General features: G+C 46.1%; 7 protein-coding genes and 1 pseudogene. All 8 read right to left on the bottom strand.

What is annotated here, in order from left to right; genetic code table 11:
- Positions 1-479, bottom strand: a pseudogene (locus AB4653_RS19515) (N-acetylglucosamine-6-phosphate deacetylase); the annotation flags it as partial.
- Positions 469-909, bottom strand: coding sequence for a PTS galactosamine/N-acetylgalactosamine transporter subunit IIA (agaF, locus tag AB4653_RS19510; RefSeq protein ID WP_009846038.1), 441 nt, complete (start codon positions 907-909; stop codon positions 469-471). The pseudogene AB4653_RS19515 and the gene agaF, both read right to left, overlap by 11 nt.
- Before the next feature lie 59 nt (positions 910-968).
- On the bottom strand, positions 969-1,853 hold the full coding sequence (gene agaE, locus AB4653_RS19505) for a PTS N-acetylgalactosamine transporter subunit IID (RefSeq protein ID WP_009846037.1): 885 nt from the start codon (positions 1,851-1,853) through the stop codon (positions 969-971).
- On the bottom strand, positions 1,843-2,619 hold the full coding sequence (gene agaW, locus AB4653_RS19500) for a PTS N-acetylgalactosamine transporter subunit IIC (RefSeq protein WP_009846036.1): 777 nt from the start codon (positions 2,617-2,619) through the stop codon (positions 1,843-1,845). Before agaW ends, agaE begins: the two co-directional genes overlap by 11 nt.
- Positions 2,620-2,636: 17 nt before the next feature.
- Entirely contained in the window at positions 2,637-3,110 is a 474-nt protein-coding gene (gene agaV, locus AB4653_RS19495; RefSeq protein ID WP_009846035.1) for a PTS N-acetylgalactosamine transporter subunit IIB, read from the bottom strand.
- A 24-nt stretch (positions 3,111-3,134) separates the two neighbouring features.
- Complete coding sequence (locus tag AB4653_RS19490) at positions 3,135-4,292, bottom strand: SIS domain-containing protein (protein ID WP_009846034.1); 1,158 nt, start codon at positions 4,290-4,292, stop codon at positions 3,135-3,137.
- Positions 4,292-5,599: a D-tagatose-bisphosphate aldolase, class II, non-catalytic subunit gene (locus AB4653_RS19485; protein WP_009846033.1), complete on the bottom strand. Its 1,308-nt coding sequence runs from the start codon at positions 5,597-5,599 to the stop codon at positions 4,292-4,294. The genes AB4653_RS19490 and AB4653_RS19485 overlap by 1 nt, the downstream gene beginning before the upstream one ends.
- Positions 5,600-5,607: 8 nt before the next feature.
- Positions 5,608-6,384 carry a transcriptional repressor AgaR gene (agaR, locus tag AB4653_RS19480; RefSeq protein ID WP_009846032.1) on the bottom strand — a complete coding sequence of 259 codons (777 nt, stop codon included), beginning with the start codon at positions 6,382-6,384 and terminating at the stop codon, positions 5,608-5,610.
- Positions 6,385-6,468 lie beyond the last annotated feature (84 nt).

The following is a 6,468-nucleotide window of genomic DNA, read 5'->3' as shown; positions in this document are numbered from 1 at the left end:
ACAGATAGATCTCTAAACCATGTGGTTGGATGTGCTCCGCGGTTTTTCTCCGTGAAGTAAGGCCCTTCTAAATACGCACCGAGGATTTCAGCACCGACAACACCCCGTCGCTTGCTTTTAGCCACTTGTTGAAGTGCAGCCCGAATTTTTGCCACTGGCGCAGTTACTGTCGTAGCAACGAACGCTGTGACGCCAAGGCTGGCAAAGTAACGTGACATTGTGTTCAAACTGTCATGGCTAGCATCCATAACATCGCAGCCCTTTGAGCCATGTACGTGACTATCAATCATGCCGGGAAGTAAACTAACATCACCTAAATCAATAAAATCTATATGCTTCTGAGGTTCAAATGGCTCGATAGCGTCAATAATCCCCTCGCCATTAATAGTGATTAAGGCATTGGTAAGCCAAGTCTCACCGTGTAATATCCGCTGAACTCGATAGCTATTGCGCACATTCGTGTGTCGTTCAGATCCCATCTTCTTCTACCGTATCTGTAATTGGTGCTCTTTGTTCCATTTCCGCAGCCAATGAAGTAATTCCTCTATACCCACATTCGACAGCTTGCTTGCGAAACTCGATCAGACTAAGCTCATCGCGTTCAAGTAACATTTCCGCAGCCATCTGCATGTTTGTCCCTGTGACCACTTCAATGTCGTCTCTTTTCTGACTCAGAAGAGATGCGGTACGAAATGGTGTGCCTCCCAGCAAATCAGTCAGAAAAACAATGCCTTCTCCAGAATCAATTTCTTTTATCGCCTCTCGCATTGCCTTTTCAAGCTGTGATGTAGTTGCCTCTTCCGGGAAGTCGATAAACCTAAACTGAGGCTGTTCGCCAATGACTTGGAATACTGCTTTTGCTAGACCAGACGCGAACCCACCGTGACCAGATAAAATTACTGCAATCATTTCTATTTCCCTTATTAGGGCCGATTACTCAGCCCCTGTTAATCATGTGGAGGTAAGTTTTATAAGAAGCCCATAAAGCGACCTACTACACCCAGAGCGACAGTCAGGCCAATCAGTTTGAGCGGACTCCAACCTCGCTTAACCAAGGCGTACATTGTCAGGGTATAAACAAGTGGTAAGAACGCTGGCATCAGTTTGTCGATAACATCATCTTGTAGTTTTACTACTGCGTCGCCCGCGGTAATTTCAGCTGTTGTTGACAGGCGGACATAAGTTGCAACCAATGCGCCGATGACCGTCATTCCGACCATAGATGCGGCGTGTCCCACCTTCTTGGTATTAGCTTTAATCACTGGAATGGCCGCTACTCCCATGCGGTAGGCGTAATGTGCCAGACCAAAACGAAGACCGAAGTGCACCACGTTAAACAAAACGAAAAAGAACACTGCCCCCATAATTGAGCCCTGGAGTGCAAGGTCAGCACCGATGCCACCACAGATAGGTAATAGTGTTAACCAGAACATCGCATCACCGATACCACCCATTGGCGCACCGACTGCAATCTTGGTGCTTTGGATACTGTTGATGTTCTGCTTTGAGCGCTCCATTGCCAGAATGATACCCATTACAAATGTCACCAAAAATGGGTGTGTATTAAAGAACCCCATGTGACCTTGCATCGCTTTAGAAAGGTCAGCTTTATTTGTGTGTATCTTCTTCAGCGCTGGTAGCAGACCATATAACCAGCCAGAAGCCTGCATACGCTCGTAGTTAAAAGAGGCTTGGAGCAACAATGAGCGCCATGCCATGCTGTTGATGTCCGCTTTGGTTAGCTCAGCGCCAATTTCTTTGTTTTCATATTCATCTGCGCTAACACCAGGAGCTGGCTGCACATCAGCGTTTTGTTTACGAAGGTCTAGTTCGTTGCTTACATTAGATTCCATCTTCAAAGTCCTCAGCGGGTGCAGTTACAGGAGTTGGTTCTGTTTTACGAATAAAGTCGATGATTGCCATCGCTGTCGCGGCGGCCGCAATCGCAAGAATTGGGAGTTGTACCCAAGCTGCCGCAACGAAACCTAAGATGAAGTAAGGGATGTAAGCATTCTTCATCATGATCTTCATCAGTACTGCGAAACCAATAGCTGGCATGATGCCGCCGGCAACACCTAGGCCGTCGATAAGGTCTTTTGGTAGGACTTCAACGATTTTTCCAGCGTGCTCTGCACCAAGGTAGGTAGGTAAGAAAGCACATAAAAAGTAGAATGAACCTAGTACGGAAAGCGCCATATAGTTCACGCGTTCAATACCGTCGGTATCTGCGTTTTGTGCAAACTCATCACACTTAGACATAACAGCTGACATTGCAGAGAACAGTAGGGTGATACCCATTTGAACTGCAACCGCAAAAGGAACAGCGACACCAACCGCGACATTAGGCTCAACTTTAGTGGTAATTGCGAAAGCCGTACCAACGATAGTACCGATGATAACGTTTGGTGGCTGAGCGCCAGCAAGCGGAGCTAGACCCATCCAGATCAGTTCTAGCGTACCACCGACTAAAATACCGGTTTGCAAGTCGCCTAAAATTAGACCAACAAGCGGACCAAGTACTACTGGACGGTGGAAGTGAGTCAGACCGTTGAACATATCAAGGCCCGCAAAGAAGGCTAGGATGCCGAGCATCACCGCCTGTAAGAGTCCTATTTCCATGATTGGTGTCCTTATTATTAGATAAGAGTAAAAATGTCAGTTGCACTTTCAGTTGGTACACCTTGAATTGTGCATGTCACCCCAAGTGCTTTTAGTCGTGCAAATTCCGCCACATCTTCAGCATCAACTGAAACTGTTTTAGCAATTTGTTTTTTACCTTCGGCGTAGTGCATGTTACCTACGTTGATACTGCTAATTGGTAAGCCGCCTTCGACCAATTGACGGAAATCTTTTGGAGTACGACAAACCAATAGAATGCGCTGACGAACAGCCGCTTTATGGATGGTTTCGATAGCCTTTTTTACTGTCCAGAAACGGATTGCGATACCATCAGCGATGACCATTTCCATTAGGTTTTGTTGAATAGTGTCTTCTGCTACTTCATCGTTAACGACAACTATAATATTGGCATCTGCAAAACCCACCCACTGCACACCTACTTGCCCGTGAACAAGGCGTTCATCAATACGACTTAAAACGATATTTGGCATGGTCTAATTTCCTTATAGAACTCTTTACTGATTGAATGGGTATATTGTGACGCCTTGCACCACACGGTTAACTTCACCAGTTGGGCATGGGTTATCTGGTCCCAAACCAAGTTGGAGTGATTTTTCACATGCCAACATTTGGCAGAACAAAATGAAGGGGAAGCACAGCCACTGATCGCCAAAGCCTAATACCCCAAGTTCAAAAACCCCTTCTTCATTGAGCGCGACTTCTGAGATAGCAACATGGCCGAGAGCCTGTTTGTCTCGACGGATTTCATTGAACAGGTCCATATCGTATTGACGCGTGTACGACTTGCTAGAAAGTAGCTGAATAACTAATGCTTTGTCGTTAATGGTAAATTTGGGACCATGACGAAAACCTAACGATGAATCGAAAGTCGTCATCACTTTACCCGCGCTGAGCTCCAACGATTTCAATGAAGCTTCTCGCGCTAAGCCGGAAAAGCCACCGCTGCCTAACACAACCAGGCGTTCATAAGGCATGCATGCCAGTGCTTTAATAGCTGGTTGCCACTGTTTTAGCTTGTCTTCACACAAGGTTGCTGTCGCGGCTATTTGTTCATTCCATTGGCTTGGCGACTGCCCACCAAGTAGCGTCAATGTCGCCATCAACATGCAACTGAAACTAGAGGTCATTGCGAAACTTTTATCGTTGGAGCCTTCAGGCATCAGCATGCAGTAAGCATTATCAGCAGTTTGGGCATAATGAGAGAGCCTCCCTTCTCCATTACAGGTTAAAAACAGGTGGTGGCAGTCACTAACCAATTGTTCGACCAGTGCCACTGCGGCGACGCTTTCAGGACTATTGCCAGAGCGTGCATAAGAGACAAGCAGGGTCGGACGAGATGGGTCAAGGTACTGCTCAGGATTTGACACTAAATCGGTCGTTGGAATTGACGTCACTTGGAAACCAACTCCTTGTTGAATAAACGGCGCGGCTGCATCACCAACAAAAGCTGACGTACCTGCACCTGTCAAAATGATGCGTAAGTCAGAGTGTTGTAACAGTGGATTCAAAAATGCACTTACCGCATCATGTTGTTGCTCCAAAATATCGGCCAATGCACGCCATAAGCGTGGCTGATGGCTGATTTCTTTCGCTGTATGAATACCATTATGTTGCTCTAGCCATGGCTGTTCGTAGCCTAAAAATAGGTTCATTAAATCGTCTCCTTACAAACCACTGCATTTGAATAACAGGCTGCGGAATAGACCTCAGTCACTTCCATAACCTTGTGAATTACGATGTCAGCGGGATGGTTTTCAATTTGATTTTGAGAAATGGCCTTAGCCTGATTTGGCAAATATTGGCTAAGGATCGTTACTGGCAACGGACTGGCAGCCAGGTTGTCAAATAAAGCCTTCTGCGATGCTTTCACTTCTGGATGAGTCCAGTAGTAACGAATGCGATCGCTCAGGCTGTAGCTGCAATCAAGGAATTGCTGGTGGCCTTTGCTTGAGTAGTGTGAGCGCCAATAACTTGGTTGTTCATGCATTACCTGTTCAATGGTGTCACGTAAATGCGAAGAGTGATGAGTTCCCAGCCATTCTTTTTCGGCGCGTTCAAGGCCATAGAGAGCTTCACGCAAAGCAAATGTCAGAGCAGGACCCACTTTAAGAATGGCGAAATGGTCACCCACTAGTTGGTGGTAGGCTGGTGGGTTCTGGTAGTCGGTAGAGTGAGCTTCAAACACAAGGTGTGGCTGACTATCGATCATCTTACTCAGTGATTGAGCCTCATGACTTCGATAGTGGTGCACCATATGGTGGTCAAACTCAACGCCCGGCTGAACAACTAAAGCAATAACTCGCGGCCAGACATAACCAAGTCCAGCATCGCTGAATGCCCGATGATGAGCATCCAATGTTGCCAACGCCTTCTCTGGCTTAGTCACTTCGATACACTCTTCCTGCAGCGAGTCAAGTGCACCGCCTGGAGTAGGTACTTCCGTTCCAACTACATAAACAGGCGCTTCACCGCCAATACTTTTCCATGCCTGCTCCGCAACCACACACAGCTTTGCGGCACGATCTGCCATTAGTTCTTCACTAAGAGGCAGTTGGTCATCAACACAAGGCATTGAACAGTCGAGGTGAATTTTCTTAAATCCTGCACAAACATAGTCATGTATCATCTGAGCTGAATATTCCATTGCCTGACTTGAAGATAAGTTTTGCCAACAGTTTGGGCCAAGGTGGTCACCACCCAACACAACTTTATCTGCAGGAAAATTGAGACGTTCAGCTAAAGAGAACACATGGCTAGAAAAATCTTGCGGTGTCATTCCGGTGTAGCCACCAAATTGATTCACCTGATTAGACGTCGCTTCTATGAGCACCAATTGTTTATCTTGTGCCGCTTGTTTAATGGCGGCTTCAAGAACTAGCGGGTGCGCCGAGCAAACAGAGTAAATACCAGTTGATTGGCCTTGCTTATGCTGTTCAATTAAAGAAAGTAACGCTTTCATATTTATTCCTAGTTAACAGTTTGATCGGCAATAATCACTTCAACACCCATTTCAATGAGCGCTCGGTGCGTTGCGTGGGGAATATTGCTATCGGTTACCAATACATCGATTTGGTTTGCTGCGCGGATCATACAAAAGCTCTTTCGCCCAAATTTGCTTGAATCCGTAACAGCAATAATTTGGCGAGCGACTTCGCACATAGATCGGTTAACTTGTGCTTCTTGAGAGTCCGGCGTGGTCACTCCAGCCTGTAGATCGAATCCGTCCACGCCCAGGAACAGCTTGTCAAAAAGGTAAGAGCGGATTTGTTGCTCTCCATGATTTCCAATCAATGAACAAGACGCTCGGCGAAGGCTTCCACCGACAACATGAAGGTCGATGTTTTCGAATTTACTAAGTTGATAAGCAGTATTGAGTGCATTGGTCATGACAACCAATTGTTGCTTGTTCATCAAATACTGAGGCATAAGACCTATTGTGGTACCTGAATCTAAGATAACCGCCTCACCATCGTGAATAAGATTCGCTGCTACTTGAGCAATGGATTGCTTGGCACTGCGATTAAGCTGATCTTTGCGGTACAAAGGTTGGTCAAATGCAAAGTTAGGGTTAAGCGTTGCGCCACCATAACAACGAAATACGCAGCCTTCTTTTTCGAGCAAATTGAGGTCATGTCGAATCGTGACTGCGGAAACATTGTACTGGTCTGAAAACTCATCCACTTTGCCTGAGCCATGGCTACGTATGTGCGCCATAATTTGCTGTCTTCGTTCTGCACTGCTCATATACGAAACCTCTTACGTTTCATTTCACTTTAAGCATGAAATGTTTCGACTTTCTTTTGGTTGGTATTAAAGCAGGACAAATAA

Origin of the sequence: Vibrio sp. 10N.222.48.A3, from assembly GCF_041475345.1 — a bacterium.
Lineage (GTDB): Bacteria > Pseudomonadota > Gammaproteobacteria > Enterobacterales > Vibrionaceae > Vibrio > Vibrio tasmaniensis_A.
The sequence above is the reverse complement of the archived record's forward strand: the minus strand, read 5'-3'. Positions and strand labels throughout refer to the sequence as shown.